The organism is Deltaproteobacteria bacterium, from assembly GCA_019309045.1.
In the GTDB taxonomy this organism is placed as follows: domain Bacteria; phylum Desulfobacterota; class Syntrophobacteria; order BM002; family BM002; genus JAFDGZ01.
In genome coordinates this window covers 13,713-35,149 of record JAFDGZ010000026.1, presented here as the reverse complement: position 1 = coordinate 35,149, position 21,437 = coordinate 13,713, and the positions used below count along the sequence as shown (strand labels likewise).

Annotated in this window: 15 protein-coding genes, 1 tRNA gene and 1 other RNA gene; 16 read left to right on the top strand and 1 reads right to left on the bottom strand. The window is 52.5% G+C overall.

Annotated features, from left to right (window positions below):
* The first annotated feature begins 313 nt into the window (after positions 1–313).
* The 13 genes from JRI89_07705 to JRI89_07645 all read left to right on the top strand — a co-directional run bounded on the left by JRI89_07705 (position 314) and on the right by JRI89_07645 (position 13,511).
* On the top strand, positions 314–763 hold the full coding sequence (locus tag JRI89_07705; protein ID MBW2071125.1) for a GatB/YqeY domain-containing protein: 450 nt from the start codon (positions 314–316) through the stop codon (positions 761–763).
* Between the two features lie 278 nt (positions 764–1,041).
* Complete coding sequence (locus JRI89_07700; GenBank protein MBW2071124.1) at positions 1,042–3,480, top strand: endonuclease MutS2; 2,439 nt, start codon at positions 1,042–1,044, stop codon at positions 3,478–3,480.
* Positions 3,481–3,551: 71 nt separating this feature from the next.
* Positions 3,552–5,360, top strand: coding sequence for a DNA primase (locus tag JRI89_07695; protein MBW2071123.1), 1,809 nt, complete (start codon positions 3,552–3,554; stop codon positions 5,358–5,360).
* Entirely contained in the window at positions 5,360–7,123 is a 1,764-nt protein-coding gene (gene rpoD / locus JRI89_07690) for an RNA polymerase sigma factor RpoD (protein MBW2071122.1), read from the top strand. The genes JRI89_07695 and rpoD overlap by 1 nt, the downstream gene beginning before the upstream one ends.
* Positions 7,124–7,280: 157 nt before the next feature.
* Positions 7,281–7,356 (top strand) — tRNA-Ile (locus JRI89_07685).
* Positions 7,357–7,580: 224 nt separating this feature from the next.
* Complete coding sequence (locus JRI89_07680) at positions 7,581–8,330, top strand: hypothetical protein (protein MBW2071121.1); 750 nt, start codon at positions 7,581–7,583, stop codon at positions 8,328–8,330.
* Positions 8,331–8,338: 8 nt separating this feature from the next.
* Complete coding sequence (locus tag JRI89_07675; GenBank protein MBW2071120.1) at positions 8,339–8,995, top strand: ribonuclease HI family protein; 657 nt, start codon at positions 8,339–8,341, stop codon at positions 8,993–8,995.
* Positions 8,994–9,397, top strand: an RNA gene (gene rnpB / locus JRI89_07670) — RNase P RNA component class A. The genes JRI89_07675 and rnpB overlap by 2 nt, the downstream gene beginning before the upstream one ends.
* Positions 9,398–9,476: 79 nt before the next feature.
* Positions 9,477–10,202, top strand: coding sequence for a 2-C-methyl-D-erythritol 4-phosphate cytidylyltransferase (ispD, locus tag JRI89_07665; protein MBW2071119.1), 726 nt, complete (start codon positions 9,477–9,479; stop codon positions 10,200–10,202).
* A gap of 173 nt (positions 10,203–10,375) precedes the next feature.
* Positions 10,376–10,882, top strand: a complete 507-nt coding sequence (locus tag JRI89_07660) for a 2-C-methyl-D-erythritol 2,4-cyclodiphosphate synthase (GenBank protein MBW2071118.1) — start codon at positions 10,376–10,378, stop codon at positions 10,880–10,882.
* Positions 10,866–12,389 (top strand): cysteine--tRNA ligase, encoded by a 1,524-nt coding sequence (locus JRI89_07655; GenBank protein ID MBW2071117.1) that lies wholly within the window; start codon positions 10,866–10,868, stop codon positions 12,387–12,389. The genes JRI89_07660 and JRI89_07655 overlap by 17 nt, the downstream gene beginning before the upstream one ends.
* Before the next feature lie 132 nt (positions 12,390–12,521).
* Positions 12,522–12,962, top strand: a complete 441-nt coding sequence (locus JRI89_07650) for a hypothetical protein (GenBank protein ID MBW2071116.1) — start codon at positions 12,522–12,524, stop codon at positions 12,960–12,962.
* A gap of 348 nt (positions 12,963–13,310) precedes the next feature.
* On the top strand, positions 13,311–13,511 hold the full coding sequence (locus JRI89_07645; GenBank protein MBW2071115.1) for a prepilin-type N-terminal cleavage/methylation domain-containing protein: 201 nt from the start codon (positions 13,311–13,313) through the stop codon (positions 13,509–13,511).
* Between the two features lie 155 nt (positions 13,512–13,666).
* Here the strand turns inward: JRI89_07645 and JRI89_07640 are convergent, their stop codons facing one another.
* Positions 13,667–15,373 carry a glutamine--tRNA ligase/YqeY domain fusion protein gene (locus JRI89_07640; GenBank protein ID MBW2071114.1) on the bottom strand — a complete coding sequence of 569 codons (1,707 nt, stop codon included), beginning with the start codon at positions 15,371–15,373 and terminating at the stop codon, positions 13,667–13,669.
* Positions 15,374–15,664: 291 nt separating this feature from the next.
* Between JRI89_07640 and uvrB the strand changes: the two genes are divergently transcribed.
* The 3 genes from uvrB to JRI89_07625 all read left to right on the top strand — a co-directional run bounded on the left by uvrB (position 15,665) and on the right by JRI89_07625 (position 21,414).
* Positions 15,665–17,659, top strand: a complete 1,995-nt coding sequence (gene uvrB, locus JRI89_07635; protein MBW2071113.1) for an excinuclease ABC subunit UvrB — start codon at positions 15,665–15,667, stop codon at positions 17,657–17,659.
* A 52-nt stretch (positions 17,660–17,711) separates the two neighbouring features.
* Entirely contained in the window at positions 17,712–19,694 is a 1,983-nt protein-coding gene (uvrC, locus tag JRI89_07630; GenBank protein MBW2071112.1) for an excinuclease ABC subunit UvrC, read from the top strand.
* 202 nt (positions 19,695–19,896) lie between these two features.
* Positions 19,897–21,414: a glutamate--tRNA ligase gene (locus JRI89_07625; protein ID MBW2071111.1), complete on the top strand. Its 1,518-nt coding sequence runs from the start codon at positions 19,897–19,899 to the stop codon at positions 21,412–21,414.
* Positions 21,415–21,437: the final 23 nt, after the last annotated feature.

Here is a 21,437-nt window from a genome sequence, read left to right as displayed (position 1 = left end):
CATTTCATGCCCGGATAGAGCTATCGAAACAGCTCGCGTCCATAAGTGAGCCTGTATGCTAACACCAATGTGGTCAAAAATCGATCCGCCTTAATCGTGGCGGTGGATTTGGGCCAGAGAGCATCTGTTGACATTTCCAGAAAAGCGATTAAAATAATAAGTTTGATTGCAACTAAAATCCCTGACGGGCAAAAGAAAAGGTCTGAAATCATTGCCTCAGCAAGCAGCGCTTGCCGGCAGCCACGTTCGGCCTGCAGCCATTTCAGGAAACGCTTGCATAGGGTTGGCTAACCTGCATCAAGAGACAGACACCATGACACTGCAAAGCGACATTGCCGCGGCACTCAAAGATGCCATGCGTGCCAAGGACAAACGAGCCACTTCCAGTTTACGCTTGCTGCTGACTGCAATGAAGAGACGAGAAAAAGAGCTGCGGCGTCCTCTAGAAGATAAAGAAATAGTGAAAGTGATTGCTACTCAGATCAAGCAGAGACGCGAGGCCATAGAGCAGTATCGCTTGGCAGAAAGGCAAGACCTGGCGGCTGTGGAGGAGGAAGAATTGACAATCCTCTCGAGATTTATGCCCGAGCAGCTGTCAGAGGAAGAATTAGCACGGGAGCTCGACGAGATTATTGCCCATGTGGGTGCCACCGGGCCAAAGGACATGGGCAAGGTCATGAAGGCGGCAATGGCAAAGTTGGCAGGGCGGGCTGACGGTGCCAGGGTCAATGCCTTGGTAAAATCCAAACTCACGGCAAAGTAGCATCTGTTACCGAGTTAGTACGACAGGGAAGGCAGATGAGCACAGCCGATGTGGTAACTGGCAGCATCTCCGTGGGGATGTGGCATTGTTCAGCGCAATGGGCAAACAGATTTCCTTCACCTGAACCACTTCTGAAATTCTCCCATCTCAAATCATTTCGCATCTACAGGAGGCAGGTTTGCCAGGTTTCTTGTACGCTGCCAACGAGAGCATGATCATGATTCTTCGCACCTGCAGGCTTCACGGAGAAAAGAAGAGTTTTCCCCGTGGGGAGTACTATGGACTATCAATCTCTACGGGTAGTTGAATTTCCCTTTATTGTAAAATGTCTGGTAGCCCTGTGCCGCAGTGAACCAGGAAGACGGCGAAGCGCTGAACTGCGCCCTGGCGATAACAGACTGGAGATTGAAAAGCTGCTTGCTCAGGTAAGCGAGCTTAAAGAATATCTGCAGGTTGGCAATGACTTGCCTCTGTTCGGCATAGAGCCAGTGGGCGATATTCTGGAGCAGGTCGAGGGAAGCGGCCAGAGCCTTCAGCCAGAAAGTCTTCTGAAAATTGCTTCTACTCTAGAGGCCACCCAGAGACTTCACAGCCTGGCCAGGCAGTGTGCCGAACGCTACCATAGACTGTTGGAGCTCCTGGAGCAGCTGGAGCCACTTGCCGAGCTCCTGAAGACAATCAATAAAACTGTGGATCACAGAGGTTGGATCCGAGACGATGCCAGCCCTGAACTTGCCCGTTTGAGGGGTGAGATTATTACTGTCAGGGAACAGCTCCATAAAGAACTCAGCGAGCTTCTAGACCGTCTTTCTTCTCAGAAGATACTTCAGGACAAGCTCATCACCGTCCGCAACGATCGGCTGGTTATTCCTCTGCGGAGCGAGGCTCGAGGAGCAATAGAGGGAATAGTACACGATACGTCTCACAAGGGAGCCACCTCGTTTGTGGAGCCCCTGAGTGCGGTACCACTCAACAATAAACTTTGTCGGGCGCGGGCACTGGAAAAAGAGGAGGAAGCGCGCATCCTGCGGCAACTGACGGAGAAAGTTCTGGGAAAGGCCTCTATACTCAGACTGAATGAATACTGGCTGGGCCATATCGACTCCGTGCACGCCAAAGTGCTCCTCAGTCGTCTCCTGGGCGGACGAGAACCTGAACTCAATAATGGCCAGAGGATACGACTGAAGGAGGCGGCCCACCCCATTCTCATCCTCCAGGAGAAGGCGCAAGAGCCCGGCGGGCTGCCTGCAGTATTAAGAGATTGCCTGCCGCACCCCCAGGGAGAAAAGAGAGACGACAGCAGGATGATCGTCGTGGCCAATGATTTCGAGCTGTCGCGAGAAAAGAGCATGTTGATCATCAGCGGGGCCAACACAGGGGGAAAGACTGTATCTCTCAAGACCCTAGGACTCCTGGGTGCTATGATACAGGCAGGACTGCACGTGCCTGTTGCCGAAGGCAGTGAATGGCCAGTTTTCAGCAATATTTTTGCCGAAATTGGCGATGAACAGGACCTGCAGGCACATCTCAGCACCTTTTCTGCCAGAATCAAGAGAATAGTTGAAGTACTGCAGCATGCTGATGCCGACACCCTTGTACTGTTTGACGAGATTGGCACAGGGACCGACCCGGCCGAGGGGGCAGCCCTCGCCCTTGCTGTCATGGACGAATTGCTGGAGAGGCGAGTATTTGCGGTGGTCACCACCCATTACCACTTGATCAAGGCTTACGGGGCTGGGCGTGCTAATGTGGAGAATGTTGCGGTAGAGTTTGATGGAGAAACTGGCCGCCCCACGTATCGTTTGCTTTATGGGACGATTGGCAGCAGCAATGCCTTGAAAGTGGCTGCTGACCTTTCTCTGCCGAGCAGGGTGCTGCAGCGCACCGAACGGTATCTAGAACCAAACAGCCGTTGGACGGTTGAGCTTATTGAAGGATTGGCAAAGGCCAGGCGCCGGGCTGAGAGTCAGCTGGTTGAGCTGGAAAAAGAACGGCAACAGCTGCAGAGACTTCGGAGCGCCCTTGCCCGGGAACAGGAGCAACTGCAGTCACAACGGGAAGCAATCCTGGAAGAGACCAGAGTGCAGGCAAGCCTGCTGCTTTCTGAAGCTGACAAAGAAATTAGAGCAATGATCAGCGATTTCCAGCGGTCAGGTGCTCCTGGTGCCCAGAAAACTCATGAAAGGCTGAAGCAGGTTAAAGAGAGTGTCAGTGCTGTCTTGAAGCAGCCAAAACCAGAGAAGTCTGCGGTCCTGCCACCTTTTGCGGCAGGAAGGCGGGTGCGGTTGAGCAGTACGGCGGCCACAGGCACCATTCTGCGACTCAAGGAAGGGGGAAGGCGTGCTGAGGTCCAGATAGGACAGAAACGAGTGGAAGTCGCAGCAACAGACCTGGAAGTTCTGGCTACAGATGAGGACAAGCATAGCCCAAGCAGCAGCGGCATTAAGCTCATGCTTCAGCCCAGGGATGGCTATAATCGCCATCTGGACCTGGTTGGGCTGCGAGTTGAAGAAGCCCTGGCCAAGCTGGACAAGGCAATAGATCAGGCTATCCTGGAAGATTGCTCCTCAATTTACGTTATCCATGGACATGGTACAGGCAAGCTCAGGCAGGCAGTGCACGGTTTCTTGATGGATCATGCCCTGGTGAAGGGATTTCGCCACGAACGGCAATCTCAGGGGGGAACAGGGGTAACTGTGGTGGAGCTCAAGGAGTGACTCAGGCCGAATGGTTGTCCCTTGATTTGCCTGTTATTCTGGATGTGCATGCGGGACATGGAGATTCCTGAGTGACGACAGTACTAACTCGAGAGGTCATTGAGGAAGTCAGGGAAGCTGCTCATATTCTGGAGGTGGTGGCTTCCTACGTGTCGATGCGCAAGCGTGGCAGCACCTACGTGGGATTGTGCCCTTTCCATACAGAAAAAACACCTTCATTCACGGTGAGCGAAGAAAAGCAGATTTTTCACTGCTTTGGCTGTGGCGCTGGTGGCAGCGTTTTTGATTTTCTCATGCGAGTTCGGAATCTGACGTTCAAAGAAGCAGTGATTGAGCTGGCAAATCGCTATGGTGTGACGCTTCCTGAGAAGCGTGAGAGTTTTGCCCAGAAGAGAAGAAAGGAACTGGCGGCAAGCCTCTATGCTGTAAATGAAAAAACTGCCCGCTTCTACCACAGCCTGCTTCTGGAAGACCAGCAAGGCACGGCGGCAAGGGAGTACTTAGAGAAGAGGGGCATTGGCAAAGAAATTGTCAACGAATTCCAGCTGGGTTATGCTCCAGCACGCTGGGATGGCCTCAAACGTTTTCTACTCAGCAACAAGTTGCCCCTGGATATTGGCATTCAGGCAGGGCTCCTGGTGAAGAAAGGCCAGAACGACTGCTATGATCGTTTTCGCCACAGACTTGTTTTCCCCATAAGAGACAGGGCTGGAAAAGTTGTGGGCTTTGGAGGGCGCAGTCTAGATGAGACGCTGCCCAAGTACCTGAACAGTCCTGAAACTCTGATTTTTCGCAAAGGGAGAGTGCTCTATGGGGCACCAGCGGCAAGAGCCTCGTGTCGGGAGCACGGGGAGGTGTTGTTGGTAGAAGGCTATTTTGATGTGCTGGCCCTGCACAGCTACGGGATCCACAACGTGGTGGCCCCGCTTGGAACAGCACTGACAGTGCAACATGTCCGCTTGCTCAGACATCTGGCCCCGAAGGCGGTCTTGGTATTCGACGGAGACCAGGCAGGACAGAAAGCTGCTTTTCGCAGTCTGGAGCTTTTTCTCAGGGAGAAGATTCCGGTCCGAAACCTGAGGCTGCCGGAAAGCATGGATCCTGATGATTTCCTGGCCAACAGTGGGCGGGATGCCTTCCTGCTGCTCCTCGACAGGGCGCAGCCTTTGCTGGAGGCGTTCCTGGAGGTATCTCTGGAAAAATATGACGGCTCGGTGGAGAGTAAAGTTGAGGTAGTGCGGTCCGTGGCAGCAGTACTCAGGTTGGTGGACTCCAGGGTTGCTCAGGACAGCTATCTGCGCATGCTGGCGCAGCGTCTGAATGCTAGTGAAGAAGCTCTGCGGCGCGAACTGGGGTGGCACATTTACCCTGTAAAGTCCAGGGCGAAGCTGCCGCAGCAGGAATCCCAGGTGCGAGTGCCCAGTATGGAAGAAGTAGTCATACGCATCCTTTTTCATTATCCTCAGGGGGTGCCGCTGTTGAAAGAGAGTCAGGCTTTGCAATTCTTCGAGGGAAGCGGTTGGAAAAGATTAGGCGAAAACCTGCTGAAGCAATACGAGGCGGACGGATCAGTAGATTTTTCACGACTGGTCTCGGAACTGGACGACGCTGAAATGAAAAAAAGAGTCACGGCATGGTCTCTGGAGGAGAGCCCGTGGAGAGAAGATGACGTAAGAGTCCGGCTGCCTGAATATCTCGAGGGGATCAAACAACGGGGGCAGCGCCGCAGCACCCAGTTGAGAAGATTGCAGCAGCGCATTCACGCAGCCGAACAAGCAAAAGATGACGAGCTATTACGGCAGCTACTCGCAGAAAAAGCAGCTCTTCTCAGCAGGGGAGCAAACAGAACTAGAAACTTTGCCAAGGGGGGGATGGATTGATGGCTAAAAAATCAAACATGGAGGATCTCAAGAGATTGATCTCCATTGGAAAGGAGAAGGGGTATCTGACGTATGAAGAAGTAAACGATGCCCTGCCAGACGATCTCGTCTCGTCTGAGAAGCTCGATGATATGATGATGATCTTTGATGAGATGGATATTGAGATCGTCGACTCCTCCCATAAGGTAAAGGTTCTCAAGGAGAAAATTGACAAAGAAGACGAGACCCTAGAGGATGAGGAAGCGGCCCCGAGAATAGCAGAAGACGACTCAGGGGGCAGGATAACCGATCCAGTTAAAATGTATTTGAGAGAAATGGGCATGGTTTCTCTTCTCACAAGAGAGGGGGAGGTCGAAATTGCCAAGCGGATCGAGCAGGGGGAACAGGAAATAATCGATGCAATTATTGCCACTCCCATTGGTGTTGGCGAAATTCTCAGTCTTCGAGAGAAAATATCCCAGAACAAGCTGCGCGTGCGAGAGGTGCGCAAAGATCTCGACGATGAACTGAACCCTGAAGAGGAGGCTCAGGAAAAAGAAAAACTGCTCAGCCTGTTGGATGAGGTGCAGAAGCTCAGTGAGAAGGTGCAGAAACTGGAGGAACAACTGCAGGAGAGTTCTCTAGACAACAGCCTCAAGGAATCTATTCAAAGAGATATCGCAGATAGAAAGAGACAGCTGGGACTGCTCTTGAAAAATCTCTGTCTGGATAAAGGACAGATCGACAGAATTGTTGAGAAAATGAGAAACTGCGTTGAACGCCTCGAAAAAGGTGAACAGAGTATTGAGCGCTGCATGATTCGCACTGGTAAGCCTGTACAGGAATTGAAAAGACTTTTTAGACAGGTGCGCACCAACCCAGAAATGCTGCCTCAGATTGCCCAGGAATATAGAATGACCGAAGAGCAGTTTCTCGACATGGAAAAGACCATCAAAAACAGTCAACGCCGGATTCGCAGAGTTGAGCAGGAAGTAAAAATGGACGCTCGAAGCTTGAAGCAAATTCTGCGGCAAGTGGAAGCTGGTGAGGTGAAAGCAAAGGATGCCAAGCGTGAACTTGTTGAAGCTAACTTGCGGTTGGTGGTGAGTATTGCCAAGAAATATACCAATCGCGGCTTGCAGTTCCTTGATCTGATTCAGGAGGGCAACATCGGTCTGATGAAGGCGGTGGACAAATTTGAATACCAGAGGGGCTACAAGTTCAGCACGTACGCCACCTGGTGGATCAGGCAGGCCATTACCAGAGCAATCGCTGATCAGGCAAGAACAATCAGAATCCCGGTCCACATGATTGAGACGATAAACAAACTCATCCGCACTTCTCGCTATCTGGTGCAGGAGCTCGGCCGGGAACCCACTCCGGAAGAAATTGCGGAGAAAATGGATTTTCCGCTGGAAAAAGTGAGAAAAGTCCTCAAAATCGCCAAGGAGCCAATTTCGCTGGAGACTCCCATAGGCGAAGAGGAGGACAGTCATCTGGGAGACTTTATAGAAGACAAGAAAGTCACTTCACCGGTTGATGCGGTTATCAGCCTGAATCTTTCTGAACAGACGAGGAAGGTACTATCCACTCTCACTCCGAGAGAGGAGAAAGTGTTGCGCATGCGATTCGGCATAGGAGAGAAGGCGGATCATACTCTGGAAGAAGTCGGTCAGGACTTTGCCGTCACTCGAGAGCGAATTCGGCAGATCGAGGCCAAAGCTCTCCGCAAGCTGAGGCATCCCAGCAGAAGAAGAAAGCTCAAGAGCTTTATTGAGACCTGACAATAGAGGAATTGCTACCAGCAGATCAGAGAAGGTTTTCACTTGACAAAGGCTGGCGGGCTCAATATAAGATCTGCGTCACTGCAACTTCAGAACGGTCATATGGCAAAGAACAGAGCAGTAAGTTTTCATGGCCAAGGAGAACAGAGTCGTCCGAGGGCCCATAGCTCAGTTGGAAGAGCCACCGGCTCATAACCGGTCGGTCCCTGGTTCGAATCCAGGTGGGCCCACCATACTATTTATCATGGCAGCAAGAGTTCCCCACATCATCACGGGCTATCCGCTGAAGATACCCCACGCCTCTTCTTGTGGAGGCAAGGGCGGGCAACCAGATCACGGTAAGATGGCCCGAGAGTTTCGGGGTGAAGGGTGCGACTAGGTCCGGCACCCTTTTTTGTTTTCTGGATCTTGCGTTGGACAATTACCTGATAGGGCAACAATTGGGCAGGAGGCAATTTTGCAAAAGCAGCTACAACTCCTGATAGAGTTACAGGATATCGAGAGGAGGATTCAGGTACTGGAAAGCAGAAAAACACAAACGCCGCAAGAGATAGATGCGCTGCGGCAAGAAGTGGAAAGCGTTGAAAGGCAACGGGATCAGACTGTGGAAATGCTGGCTGCGGCAAAACGCAGCCGCAGTGCACTGGAGCAGGAAGTAGAAGATCTAGAACGTCGCCGCAAAAAGAGCAAAGAAAAGCTGCTCGCCGTGAAAAGCAACAGAGAATATCAGGCGATTCTCAAAGAAATTGATGAACTGGGAAATCTTATCCGGGAGAAAGAAGACCTTATTCTGGAGAAGATGGAGACTCTCGAACAGCTGCATACCAAAGTGAAGCAGGTAGAGGGTCTGGTGAAAAAGGCACGGCAACGCCAGGAAAAAGAGGGTTCAAGGCTGCTGGCGCTGGCAGCAGAGGCTGATGCGCTCATTGCTGAACTCGAACAAAAAAGGGAGGCTATCAGTCCAAAGATTGCTGATGATCTTTTAAAAAGATACCAATTCTTGAAGAAACATAGGGGAGGAACGGCAATGGCACCTGTGAATGCTGGGATTTGCCAGGTATGTCATATGAATCTTCCCCCTCAGATGTTCATAGAACTGCAAAAGAATGAACAGCTGCTGCAGTGTCCAAATTGCCAGAGAATTATGTACTGGCTGGGGCACAAAGAGTACCAGAAAGCTCCCCTGGCTGAAGCCCTCGATGCATAGGCAGCAGTATGAAAAAGGTTGATCGCCAACGTATCTCTGCAATCCTCCAGGAAGTGGCCGTAGCAATTGCTGAAGGAAGCGTGGCCTTCCGGACGGCAGACTTATCCAGAGAGGAAGCCAGCCGCCTCATCGAATTGGCAGCGCAGCATATCAGGAATTGTCAATGCTGGGACACAGCCTCACCATTGCCCAGGAGCGGCGGCCGGGGCAAAACGGCCAGTGGTTCTCTATACTGTGATGGTGCTGCTCGCGGCAATCCAGGACCTGCAGGAGCAGGTGCAGTTATTACCGATGAACAGGGCAGGCCAATTAAGAGAGTGTGCCGCTATCTGGGTACCAGGACAAACAATGAAGCAGAATATGAAGCCCTCATTCTTGGGCTCGAGACAGCAAGAAAGCTGGGTATGCGCCGCCTGCGAATTTCCCTGGACTCCGAGCTGGTGGTGAAGCAGCTGCAAGGAAGCTACAAAGTGAAGAGTCCCACACTGCGGCCACTCTATGACATGGTCCGCAGCCATTTGAAGCATTTCTCTGACTATGATATCGTACATATAAGGCGAGAGTTGAATACGGAGGCTGACCGATTGGCCAACCAGGCCATTGATAGCGAGCCCCAACCGAAAAATGGCAAGGCTGAGATCTCTATGTTCAGGTCTGGAGGATAGAGTAGGTCGAATGATCGCCGCCCTGGGTTGTCCGTGAGGAAACAACCGGGGGGGAGGAAAGTCCGAGCTCCAGAGGGCAGGGTGCTGGGTAACGCCCAGTCCCGGTGACGGGAGGAAAGTGCCACAGAAAATAGACCGCCCAGGGAGGCCTGCGAGGGCTTATACCACTGGGTAAGGGTGAAACGGTGAGGTAAGAGCTCACCAGCTCCAGTGGTGACATTGGAGGCTTGGCAAACCCCACCCGGAGCAAGACCAAATAGGAGAGCATCCGAGGATGGCCCGTCCAAGCTCTCGGGTAGGTCGCTGGAGATCTCGGGTAACCGAGATCCTAGATGAATGATCATTACCTGTTCGGGCTATTCCCGAATAGGCACAGAACTCGGCTTATGACCTGCTCTATTCTCCCTTTGCAGCCGTCCAGATTGCCGCATCTCTGACCTATCGCCGCAGGGAAAGCTCCTGGAATGTAGAAAAGGTGCTTATGCCTAGAAGCACAGTAGCCATTGTTGTTGCTGCCGGTGAAGGAAAGCGCATGGCAACGACAAGGGAGAAGCAGTATCTCCCTCTGGCAGGTGTGCCTGTTTTGCTGCATACTCTGAGAGTTTTCGAAAAAAGTGAAAGTATTGACGGGATTATAGTCGTTGTGGGCAGTGAGCAGGAGAGGATGTGGCAGGATCTCATTTCGGACAGAGGCGAACTCAGTAAGATTCTAGCGGTTGTACATGGCGGCAAAGAACGTCAGGACAGTGTTGTTCAGGGACTGCAGGCAGTACCGCCCGAATGCCAGATTGTGGTAATTCATGACGGCGTGAGACCTCTGATCACTCCTGATCTGCTCGCCGAGGTGGTGGAGAGCGGCTGGCAGTACGGTGCTGCCGTGGCTGCAGTTCCGGTGCAGGATACCGTAAAGGAAGTGTCTGCAGGAATGGTGGCTCGCACCCTCGAGCGCTCCTCGGTGTGGCTGGCTCAAACTCCGCAGGCATTTGCCGCCGCTCTCATCCGAAGAGCGCACCGTGAAGCGGGTCGTCGAGCAGTAAGGGCCACAGATGATGCAGCTCTGGTGGAGCGGCTCGGCGTCCCTGTACACATAGTTCACGGCTCTGTAGAAAATATCAAAATTACCAGACCAATAGATCTAGCACTGGCGGAGGCAATTCTGGCGGCAAGGAACAAACCATGCGCCGCAGCTGGCTCAGTTGATCCGTGAGCATGCCGGTCGATTCGAGGCAGCTGAGCAATTATAATAGGGCAGGGTTCCGGCAATACCCACATGAACAGCGTTGCTGCCTGCAGCGCCTGTGTTAAGGCAGCGCAGATCTTATGCCCTGACCCCTGCCTTCAACTAGAAATGGTGAGAACCTAAGTAATGGACTTTTGCTAATGCGCATTGGCTTCGGCTATGATGCCCACAGATTGGTTGCAGGCAGACCACTAATCGTTGGCGGGGTGCAGATCCCCTTTGAATATGGTCTGCAGGGGCACTCGGATGCAGACGTCCTGCTGCATGCAATCTGTGATGCTCTTCTGGGAGCTGCTGGACTCGGAGATCTGGGGCTGCATTTCCCAGACCATGAGAAGGCCTGGGAAGGGGTGTCCAGTATTGTTCTGCTGCGAAAAGTTGCTGACATGCTCAAGAAGTACAACTACCATGTAGTTAACTTGGACACCACAATAGTTGCCCAAGCCCCCAGGCTGGCACCTTATGTGGATCAGATGGTGGCTGCCATTTGCAAAGCTATCAATGTAACGGCAGCGCAGGTGAATGTGAAGGCCACTACTACGGAAGGCATGGGATTCACAGGCAGCGGCGAGGGAATTGCGGCGTATGCTGTGGCCAGCATTGTGAGCACGGCTGAAGGAGCTACTGAGGATGAAATGGACGGGTGACCTGAGAATATACAATACACTTGTAGGCAGAAAAGAGAAATTTGTGCCTCTGCAGCCCGGAAGAGTGCACATGTACGTATGCGGTATTACAGCCTATGATTTTTGTCATATTGGACATGCCAGATCAGCCATTGTCTTTGATGTGATTTATCGCTACTTGCTTCACCTGGGCTACCAGGTGATCTATGTGCGCAATTTTACCGACGTTGATGACAAGATCATCAACCGCGCCCGGGAGGAGAAATGCGACCCGGCTGTGATTGCCGAGCGCTATATTGCAGCGTTCTATGAAGACATGGATCGGTTGGCCGTGTTGCGGCCAACACATGAGCCTCGAGCATCACAGTTTGTAGCTGAAATGATTGAGGTCATAGATATCCTGGTGAAAAAGGGATTGGCCTATCAGGTAGACGGCGACGTCTATTTCGCTGTGGACAAGTTCAGCGGCTACGGCAAGCTGTCCAAGCGCAATCTGGATGAAATGATTGCTGGAGCAAGGGTGGCTGTGGGCGAGAAAAAGCGGAATCCCCTGGACTTTGCCCTGTGGAAAGCCAGTAAACCTGGGGAACCCACCTGGGAGAGCCCCTGGGGTCCCGGACGACCTGGATGGCATATTGAGTGCTCGGCTATGAGCAGCAAATATCTTGGTCACAGCTTCGACATCCACGGCGGTGGTCGAGATTTAATTTTTCCCCATCACGAAAACGAGATTGCTCAATCTGAAGCAGCGTATGGCAAACCATTTGCGCGATACTGGATTCACAATGGCTTTGTCAATGTGAATCAGGAGAAGATGTCTAAATCGCTGGGTAATTTTTTTACCATCAGGGAGGTCTTGAAGCGCTACCCACCTGAGGTACTGCGTTTTTTTGTGGTCTCGAGCCATTATCGCAGCCCACTGGACTTCTCCGAGGAGAGCATGGCGGAGGCCGAGAGAGGTCTGGAAAGATTTTATCAGACCATGGCCGAGGTGGCAGAACGGACTGCCCTGCGGAGCGAGGATGGAGCTGCAGGAGATGCTGGCTCGGATGAGTTTGCTCTGCTGCAGGAAAAAATCACCAACCTTCCAGGACTGTTCAAGGAAGCAATGGATGATGATTTCAACACAGCCGCAGCAGTTGGCCACCTCTTTGATCTCAATCGGGCCATCAACAGAGTTGTGGTGAGCAGCAAAAAGCAAATCAAGGGAAGAGAGGCTGCGATCTTGCGAGACGGTGTTCAACAAATACAGCAGCTAGGCAGCATACTCGGGCTGCTGCAGCAGACTCCAGCAGAGTTTTTTGAACAGCTGAGGCAGGTGAGATTGACTGAATTGGGCATACCGGCGGAGGAGATTGAAAGATTGCTCGAGCAGCGATCTCAGGCAAGAAAAGAGAAAAACTGGTCTCGTGCAGATGAGATTAGAGGCATGCTCGAAGAAAAGGGAATAATTGTGGAGGATAGGCCCGAGGGGACGCGCTACCGCATAAAGCGAATAAACCCGGGTAGGGAGGCCGATGTAAATTAGACGGCTGATGGTTGATGAAGATATTGATCTGGAATGCCTGCTGGGGAGGTTGCGTTCGACTAGCAGGCGATAAACGACAGAGCCTTGGAGTTCACAGGAGTGGTCGTTCTCGAGATGTGGAAGGATTTGCTGATGAGAGTCTATCTTTTGATTTTGATGACTGTGATTTTTTGTTTGAGCGGGCACTTTCAGCAGAGTTTTGCCGAAACCTGTTCAGAGAATATGATGCAGGCAATGAAGGCTGAGGGGCTCAGTGATGCGCAAATACAGAATATTTGCCACAGACTGGCTTTGCAGGCGAAGCCTGCAAATGAGGTAATCAAGCGTCTGATCGCCCGCAAGTTCTTTCCCCAGGGAAATCTCACCGAAGTGAGAATAATGGAAATCGGAGACTACAACAGCCAGGAAAGATACTGGCCAGTAAAAGTAGCTCTGCTGTATCGACGACTGGATTATGATTTTCAGGAGCAGCGATACGTCATCGGCAAGGACAAAGAATACAGCGCCGTGCGAGTGTATCATTTTTTCCAAGACGACTTTGGCAGCTGGCAGGCGGCAGAGGTGGAGAGATAACAGTCTGCAGGGGGAACAGGGCTGCTGGTGCTATGTCTGGGGCGCCCTGGCGTAGTTTTCTCCGCCAAGCTTTGAGGGTGCACTGTTAGAGATTATATGAGGATGCCTGGATGGGAACTGGCCAGTGAATAATGGCCAGATGACCATGCTCATTAGTCATTTGCCAATGGTGTTTCGCCGACTGGTAGACACCCGAGCTTCCAAAGGCTGTTGCCTTACGGCAAATTGCGCACCACTGTAACCACTGGCACCATTCCTGCAGGAGGTACAGCTGGCACTGATTTATCACTGCCAGTGCCGCCACATTTATGTGGCCAGCCTTGTGTGTACGACAGATGGTGCGTTGCCATGCAAATAGCAGACAAGAGAGGGTTTACCCTGGTAGAGTTGATGATCGTAATTGGCATCCTTGCCATTCTGACTGTAGTTGGCATGCTGCGTTATCAGGGCTACAAGCAGCGCAGTTTCAATGCCGCCGCTTTGACAGACATGGCTACTGCCAGAAGTCAGCTGGCCGCCTACTACTCAGACAACCACTTCTACCCTTGACAGCAATCACTGTCATGCCAAGACCTGATCAATCACTGCTACGCCGGCGGATTTACCGCTGGCTCATCAGGCGTGGACCAGCCTGTTGGAGCAAGGCACTGTCAAGGCCCAGGACTCGCTTCTGTATTCCAGGCTGGTTTTTGCGCTTTGCTATCTCAGAGAAGTCTCCCCTGGGTTGTCTTCTGCAATTTTTTTTCGATCTTGGCCCAGGTGTCGCGGAGCGTGACAGTACGGTTGAAAACCATTCTGTTGTCAGAGGAATCGGGATCGAGGCAGAAATATCCCAGCCTTTCAAATTGATATGGTTTGCCAACTCTAGCTGCCTGCAGACTTGGCTCTACCAGACAATCGGGCAGGACTTCGAGCGAGTTGGGATTGAGAAAATCTCGGAAGTCGGCTCCCTCGTCTTCCGCTGGATTGGCTTTGGTAAAAAGGTGATCGTAGAGGCGCACCTCAGCTTTCAAGGCATGGGCCGCGGAGACCCAGTGAAGGGTTCCCCGCACTTTGCGTCCGTCCGGCGATGAGCCCCCACGGGTCTCCGGGTCATAGGTGCAGCGAAGTTCGCTGATTTCACCGCTGTGGGGATCTTTGACAACGTCAACACAGGTGAGGTAATAGCCATAGCGCAGTCTGACCTCACGCCCTGGCGCTAATCTGAACCACTTGCGAGGTGGATCCTCGCGGAAGTCGTCTCGTTCAATATAGAGCTTCCTGGAGAACGGCACCTTGCGTGTTCCCATGCTGGGATCCTCCGGATTGTTAATGGCCTCCAGTTCCTCTACTTTTTCTTCAGGAAAGTTTTCGATAGTCACCTTCAGAGGGCGCAGAACGCCCATGACCCTGGGGGCCCGCTTGTTGAGTTCCTCCCTTACGCAGTATTCCAGCAGGGCAATGTCCACCATACTGTCCTTTTTTGCCACGCCGATGCGCTCACAAAAACGGCGAATGGCCTCTGGAGGATAGCCCCTTCGTCGCAAACCGGAGAGGGTAGGCATGCGGGGGTCGTCCCAGCCTTGGACGTGGCCCTGTTCAACAAGTTTGAGGAGCTTTCGCTTGCTCATGAGCGTGTAGGTGAGATTCAGTCTGGCGAATTCGATTTGCTGCGGATGGTAGACTCCAAGCTGATCGAGAAACCAGTCATAGAGAGGCCGATGGTCTTCGAATTCCAGGGTGCAGATAGAATGAGTAATCCCTTCTATGGAATCGCAGAGGCCGTGGGCCCAATCGTACATGGGATATATGCACCAGTCGTCTCCGGTGCGATGATGCTCTGCATGGAGAATTCTGTACATGATCGGATCCCGCATGTTGAGATTACCCGAGGACATGTCGATTTTTGCTCGGAGCACATGAGCGCCGTCCCCGAATTCCCCGGCGCGCATTCGCTGGAACAGGTCCAGGTTCTCTTCCACGGAACGGTTGCGGTAGGGGCTCTCTTTGCCGGCTTCAGTCAAAGTGCCGCGATACTGCCTGATCTCCTCCGCTGAAAGACTGTCCACGTAAGCCTTGCCGGCTTTGATCAACTGGATAGCGTAATTGTAGAGCTGCTCGAAGTAATCGGAGGCATAATAGAGTCGATCACCCCAATCAAAGCCAAGCCATCTGACGTCCTGTTTGATGGACTCTACATACTCTTCCTCTTCCTTGGTGGGATTGGTGTCATCAAAGCGGAGATTGCAGAGTCCCCCAAATTCAGCTGCCAGGCCGAAGTTAAGGCAGATGGATTTGGCGTGCCCTATGTGGAGATAGCCGTTGGGTTCAGGAGGAAACCTGGTCATAACGCGGCCGCCATACTTATTTGTTCTGAGGTCCTCCTCGATGATCTTGCGGATAAAGTTTGGCGGCCGGCTGGTATCGTTCATTGTTGACATCAGAACTCCTTTCTCGTGTTTCAATCTCTGGCATCCTGGCCATTATAGTTGTCAGTCATAAACTATTCAATGGGCAGTGTGACTGGATCTCGAGCAGTCTCCAGTTCCAGATTATGAAAATGAGCAGGCCATGATGGATCTCCTCCAGGATTGCAGCAGGCCGTCCAGATCCAGCTTGCAAATGCCCCGACAAGCATGGGGTAGAGGGAGCGGCATTGCTTCACTTATGGCTTGCTCCTATAATGTAGGTGAAAAACCTTCTACCTAGATCCTGGCATTGTAATGCGAAGCTTCAAATTGGTGACAGAGTACGAATTGCGAGGCGACCAACCTGGTGCAGTGAAGGCACTGGCTGCTGGTGTGCAGCAGGGCCTCAGACATCAGGTGCTCCTGGGAGTTACCGGCTCCGGCAAGACTTTTACTATGGCCAACATAATTGCCGCTGTACAGAAGCCCACCCTGGTAATTGCTCCCAACAAGACCCTGGCAGCGCAGCTTTACGGAGAGTTCAAGACGCTTTTCCCAGAGAATGCGGTAGAGTACTTTGTGTCCTATTATGACTATTATCAACCAGAGGCCTATGTGCCTCAAACCGACACCTACATTGCCAAGGATGCCTCGATCAACGAGGCAATCGACAAAATGCGCCATTCCGCCACCCGCTCTCTCCTCGAACGTCGAGATGTAATCATTGTGGCCAGTGTTTCCTGTATTTACGGGCTTGGTTCTCCTGAAGCCTATCAGGGGCTTCTGCTCCACCTCGACAGAGGGCAGGAGATCGACCGAGAGCTGGTGCTGCAGAAGCTCGTAGAAATTCACTATCAACGAAATGATTTTGATTTCCACCGGGGGACCTTTCGCGTACGGGGCGATGTGGTGGAAATTTTTCCCGCGCACGAGGAGGATCGCGCCGTACGAATAGAGTTTTTTGGCGACGAGGTGGACCGCCTCCTTGAAATCGATCCGTTGACGGGCCGTACGCTGCGGGAACTTTCTCGCCTGGCAATATATCCCGCCAGCCACTATGTGACTCCCAGACCGGCCCTGGAACAGGCGATCCGAGCAATCAGCCAGGAGCTTGCCGACAGGCTTGCCGAGTTGCGGGCCCAACAAAAACTTCTCGAGGCTCAGCGGCTGGAAGAACGCACGCTTTTTGATCTGGAGATGCTGCAGGAACTCGGATACTGTACAGGCATAGAGAACTACTCCCGCCATCTTACCGGCCGACAACCCGGTGAGCCGCCTCCCTGTCTCCTGGATTACTATCCTCGAGACAGTCTATTTTTCATCGACGAAAGTCATATCACCATTCCTCAACTCCAGGGGATGTATCGTGGCGACCGTTCGCGCAAACAGACCCTGGTGGATTATGGCTTCCGGCTGCCATCCGCCCTCGACAACCGACCTTTGAGTTTTGCAGAGTTTGAATTGCTTGCTCCTCAGATTATTTACGTGTCTGCCACACCTGGCGAGTACGAAATAAGGAAAGCTGGTGGGGTTGTGGTGGAGCAAATTATTCGCCCCACCGGCCTCACAGACCCCGTAATCCATATACGTTCTGCCGAGCATCAGGTAGATGATCTCATAGCAGAGATAAGAAAACGAGTGCGCAGGAACGAGAGAGTTCTTGTAACAACACTCACCAAGCGGATGGCCGAAGACCTTACTGAATATCTGAGTGATGTGGGCATACGGGTCAGATACCTTCATGCGGACATCAATACCATTGAAAGAGTCGAGATCATCCGGGACCTCCGTTTGGGGCGCTTCGATGTGGTAGTGGGCATCAATTTGTTGCGAGAGGGTCTCGATATTCCCGAGGTGTCACTGGTGGCCATCCTCGATGCGGACAAAGAGGGTTTCCTGCGCTCTGAACGCTCCCTGATTCAGACTTCAGGAAGGGCTGCTCGCAACGTGGCTGGGGAGGTAATTTTCTATGGCAGCGATATGACCAGATCCATGGCCAGAGCCCTGGAGGAGACCAACAGGCGGAGGCAGATACAGGAAGAGTATAATCGCCGGCACGGGATCACCCCGGAAAGTGTGCGCAAGCAAATCACCAACATCCTGGGATCGGTGTATGAAGCCGACTACGTGGAAGTTCCTGCAGTGGCAGAGGAGGCAGCTGAATACAGGTCGTTGGAGGAGCTGGAGCAAGGCATCAAGAGGCTGGAGGAAAGGATGAAAAGGGCTGCAGCAGAACTTGAATTTGAAGAAGCTGCCAGGCTGCGTGACCAGGTGAAAGAACTGCGTCAGATTTTGCTGGAGCTCTATTAGCAGGGCAGTTGACGGCTGCCGCTGTCTCTGCCAATTTGGTTTTTCCCCATGAATGGATCTCTTCAACCGGGTTGCGGCCAATACAGGGCAGCGGGCCGTATGTCTGCCCGAAGGAAAGGCCAGTAGGCTCAGTGAAGCTAGAGAGAATTTGACCAGTCATTGTGACAGAATGCCAGCGTGTGCTGCAGTGAAGCCAGAATTTCAGATAAAGATTGCCGCCTTGCCCAACAGTCCCGGAGTTTATTCTTTCAAGGACAAAGAGGGAGCTGTTCTTTACGTAGGCAAGGCGAGAAATCTGCGTCTGCGAGTAAACTCTTACTTTCCTGATGGAAAGCACAGCTCTGTGAAAACAAGGGCAATGTTGTCGAGAGTTGAGGACCTGGAGGTTTTTGTGACCTCCAACGAAAAAGAGGCCCTGATACTGGAGTCGAACCTCATCAAGAAACATCGCCCCCGCTACAATGTTGTGCTGCGGGACGACAAGAGGTATTTTTCCCTGCGCATTGATCCTCGGGAAGAGTTTCCTCGGATTACTCTGGTACGGCAAGTCAAAAAGGATGGCGCTCTCTACTTCGGCCCATTTTCATCGGCAAGCGCCCTGCGTGAAACACTGAGGGCCGTCAATCAGATGTTTCCACTTCGGCAATGCCGCAGCCGCACCTTTCGCCGGCGCCAGCGCCCATGTCTCAACTTTCAGATGGGCCGTTGTCTCGGCCCCTGTGCAGGCCGGATATCTGCTGAAGAGTATGCCAAAATTGTTGATCAGGCTGTGCTCTTTTTGAAAGGGCGCAATACTCAACTGCAAAAGACCCTGCACAGAGAAATGAAGGAAGCTGCCCAGGCGCTTGAATTTGAAAAGGCAGCCAGATACCGGGATCGTCTCAAAGCTATCGAGGCCACCCTGGAAAAACAGGGAGTTACTTCGACTGATTTCCGTAATCGCGACGTTATCGGGGTATACGGAGACAACGAGATTTTGGTACTGGAGATTCTTTTCATCCGGGGCGGCAGACTGCTTGGAGGCCGCAATTTCGAATTCCGCTCTCTGCCTGGTGACGAGACTGAATTGCTCAGAAGTTTTATTCAGCAATATTATGCAGAAGGTCGGGACATCCCCGAAGAACTCCTCCTCAGTGGTAAGGTGGCGGAAGCGCAGCTTCTAATGGAGTGGTTGACCGAGCTCAAGGGGAAAAAAGTCAACATCAGGGTTCCCAGACGCGGCAGGGGCAGGCATCTGGTGGCGATAGCTGTACACAATGCAGCCAATCATTTTCTGGCCAGAAAGTCGCCTGCTGCCGAGACGGCGGCGGCGCATCATGGTCTTGCCAAGCTGCTCAAGACAACCAGGAAGATCCAGTACCTGGAGTGTGTTGATATTTCCAATTTTCAGGGTCAGTTTGCAGTGGGTTCGGTAGTGGCCTTCAAAAACGGCAAGCCATACAAAGCAGGCTACCGGAGATACCGGATCAGGAGTGTGGCTGCAGTCAATGATGCCGCCATGCTGGCAGAGGTGGTGCGCCGCAGGTTCAAAGACTTGAAAGAGGCAGATACCCTTCCTGATCTCCTGGTGGTTGATGGCGGCAAGAGTCAGCTCAACAGCGCCCTGGCCGTACTCAGGGAGCTGGGACTGGTGGAAAGACTGCCTTTGCTTGCTCTGGCAAAAGGAGCAGCTGCTGGCCGCCAGCAGGGCGGTCCAGCGGCTGACAGGGTCTACCTGGTCAATCGAAGAAATCCTGTTTCTCTAGAGAAAGAGGCCGCCCTGGCAGCGCTGCTGGCAAGGCTGAGAGATGAAGCTCACCGTTTTGCCATCGAGTACTACCAGAAGCGCCACCGAAAAGAAAGTCTGGCATCACGCCTGGATTCGATTCCTGGTGTTGGAGCCAGGCGGCGGCAGAAACTTGTCAGACATTTCGGCTCCATGGAAAAGATAGCGCAGGCCTCCGCAGCGGAACTGGCAGAAGTCCCCGGCATAAGTCAGAAGCTGGCCCGGACTATTCGCACGGCACTCGCTGAGCAGAAAAATATACGACCCTGATGAGGAGGGTGGAGTCAACAGACGTTCTGCTAGTTTTCTCTGGCAATCGGCCTGGTTTTGAGTATTATTGAGAGGGCGCTTCGTGAATCTCCTGCTGAAGACTAACAGGAGTTGGCCATTCTTCGAGAAACTAGAAAACCAGGATGCCTTGTTCTATGGAGAGCACTGCTGGTGATGCTCTCCTAAGCAAGAGAGGACAGATATGCACCAAGGAGAGGTACGAGTCCGTTTTCCTCCGAGCCCAACGGGTTATCTCCACATTGGCAGTGCAAGAACAGCTATCTACAACTGGCTTTTTGCCAGGAAGACGGGCGGCAAGCTGATTCTCCGCATTGAAGACACTGATGTGGAACGATCTACAGAGGAAGCTATCCAGGGTATTCTGGATGGCTTGCGGTGGTTGGGCATTACCTGGGACGAGGGGCCGTATTTCCAGTCGGCTTTTGCCGAGGAACATCGCCAGGCTGCCCAGAATCTCCTGGAGTCGGGACACGCCTACAAATGCTTCTGCACCCCGGAAGAACTGCAGCGTAAGCGCGAAGAGGCAAAGAAGAAGCGGCTTGATTATAATTATGACGGCACCTGCCGCAATCTGCCTTCCAGTAAGGTGGCCAGGCTCGAAGCTGAGGGTCGCAAATATGTGATCCGCTTCAAGGTGCCAAGAGGTCCAGGAGCAGTCCTTTTTAAAGACGCGGTGTACGGCACGATTGAGAAAAAATATCGTGACATAGAAGACTTCGTAATTGTTCGTTCAAACGGCCAGCCGCTTTATGTGTTGTCAAACGCCGTTGATGACATCAGGGACCGCATCAGTCATATTATCAGGGGGCAGGACCATCTGGCCAATACGCCGAAGCAGATCCTGATCTACCAGGGCCTGGGAGCACCCTTGCCCCAGTTTGCTCATATGTCATTGACCCTGGATCCGCAGAAAAGGAAAATATCCAAACGAAGTCACGGGGAAGCAGTTACCGTACAGTTTTACCGGGAGCGGGGCTTCTTACCCTGGGCACTGGTAAATTTTCTGGTACTGCTGGGTTGGTCCACTTCGGACAATCGGGAGATTTTTTCTCCAGAAGAGCTCATCGAGGCCTTTTCACTGGAGGGGTTGAACCGGGCCAATGCTATTTTCGACATTCGCAAGAATGATCCAAAATTTTTTACAGACCCTAAAGCCATAAGCATGAATGCCCATTATCTACGCACCATGCCCGTGGAAGAACTTTTGCCATATGTGCAGGCAGAGTTGGAAGAAGCGGGCTTGTGGCAGACAGAGTATGCCCGGGAAAAGCGGCCGTGGTTTGTCAACACCATAGAGCTCATTCGCAGCCGCTACCACACTACCAAAGATTTCGTTCATCTGGGGCGTCCCTATTTTACCGATGATTTTGTCATGGACGAGGCTGCCGTGCGCAAGAGAATTCTCAAGCACGCCGACCTCAAAGAGTGGCTGCCGCTGCTCGCTCGCCGCCTGGAACAACTAGATGATTTCAACCAGGAAACTGTTGAGGAGGTCATACGCGGTTTTGCCGGAGAACTGCAGGTCAAGCCTGGGGTGCTCATAAATGCTGTCAGGGTGGCAGTAACGGGACAGAGTGCAGGCCCTGGCCTGTTTGACGTACTGGTTGCCGTGGGACAGGACAGAGTGGTAAAGAGGCTGCTGGCGGTGCCGCAGCTTTTTGCGGAAAGATTAGAATCCACAGAACTATCTGGACAGTAATGCTTCGGCTGGCAACAGGGTCA